This is a genomic window from Acinetobacter sp. HA (genome assembly GCF_000264725.1).
Lineage (GTDB): Bacteria > Pseudomonadota > Gammaproteobacteria > Pseudomonadales > Moraxellaceae > Acinetobacter > Acinetobacter schindleri.
Genome location: NZ_AJXD01000078.1, coordinates 1 through 1,650, shown reverse-complemented (window position 1 = coordinate 1,650; position 1,650 = coordinate 1). Strand labels below are relative to the sequence as shown.

The 1,650-nt window shown below is 39.8% G+C and carries 1 protein-coding gene and 1 pseudogene; both read left to right on the top strand.

Annotation, left to right across the window (positions count from 1 at the left end; all coding sequences use genetic code 11):
* Window positions 1-420: pseudogene (locus tag HADU_RS11500) on the top strand (type IV pili twitching motility protein PilT); the annotation flags it as partial.
* A gap of 412 nt (window positions 421-832) precedes the next feature.
* On the top strand, window positions 833-1,650 hold an 818-nt coding region (locus HADU_RS11495; protein WP_008306634.1), incomplete at its 3' end, for a PilT/PilU family type 4a pilus ATPase.

Sequence of the window (1,650 nt, the reverse complement as noted above, 5' to 3'; positions counted from 1 at the left end):
TTCTTCCCGGAAGAACGCCGCAATCAGCTGTTAATGGATTTATCCGCCAATATGAAAGCTGTGATTTCGCAACGTTTGATCCGTATCGAGGGTGGGCAAGGCCGTAGAGCTGCTGTTGAAATTTTATTGAATACGCCGCTGGTGTCTGATTTTATCCGTAAAGGAGATTTTTACGAGCTGAAAACTATTATGGCGCGTTCGCGTGAACTCGGCATGCAGACCTTTGACCAGGCATTATTTGATTTGTACAACCAGGGAGTTATTTCTTATGACGAAGCTTTGCGTAATGCAGATTCAAGTAATGAAATGCGTTTGCAGATCAAATTAAAGAGCAGTCGCATCAATCCGGCTCTTCAGGAAGAAGGAAGTAAAATGAGGATACTGGAACAGTCTAAGGAAATTACACTTTCCAGAATCTGACATACAGCATTTTACTGAAATCAAGCTCCATTCAAATGCAGTTGAGTTGGATGATAAATTTTCAGTAATGGTTTAAAGATCACAAAGCTTTAGCCACCAAGATTTTTAATTTAATTTCCTTATTCAAAAAATAGTATGGAGGCGGATTTATTTCGATAAGTTTCCAATTCATTCTTATAAAATCTGAACTCTAATTTATCAATAGTTATAAATATTAGATTTTAATTTCATAATGATCATTTCCCTTTATTTTTATTTTCCTTGAATCAGGTCACAGAATTATTTAAAAAAATTATCTTTAGAAATCAAATGTGTTTGAGGCTTTTGAATAAACGCTGCACAATAAAATCAAAATATATTGATATGAGTCTTTTTTTGAAGATTTATACCATTGTGCATTACAGAGGAAAATATGTTCACGGCAGAGTTATTAGAAGAAGCACGTAAGTTTATGCACCATATGCTGACCAAGGTCGTTGAATATGGTGGTTCAGACCTGTTCATTACCGCAGACTTTCCTCCGAGTATCAAGCATCAGGGATTAATGAAACCTTTTGGGCAACAGGAACTTACCCCAGAAAAAACCAAACTGTTTGCCTATTCGCTGATGAACGAAAAGCAGCGTAAAGAATATGAAGTAGAACTGGAATGTAACTTTGCCATTACTGTACCGGGCATTTCACGTTTCCGTGTCAACGTGTTCCAGCAGCAGCTCAATGTCGGTATGGTAATCCGGACCATCACTGCAGAAATTCCGAATTTCCAGAAGTTAAAATTGCCAGAGTCACTCAAGCATGTGATTATGGAAAAGCGCGGTCTGGTACTCGTCGTGGGCGGTACAGGTTCAGGTAAGTCGACTTCGCTTGCTGCGATGATTGATTATCGTAATGAAAACTCAGCAGGCCATATCATTACCGTAGAAGACCCGGTGGAATATGTACATAAACATAAGAAGTCAATGATCACCCATCGCGAGGTCGGTGTAGATAGCCATTCTTGGCATAATGCCTTAAAAAATACCTTGCGTCAGGCACCCGATGTAATTCTGATTGGTGAAATCCGGGATACGGAAACCATGGAACATGCGATTGCCTTTGCCGAGACAGGGCATCTCTGTCTGGGGACACTACATTCTAACAATGCCAACCAGACACTGGACCGGATTATTAACTTCTTCCCGGAAGAACGCCGCAATCAGCTGTTAATGGATTTATCCGCCAATATGAAAGC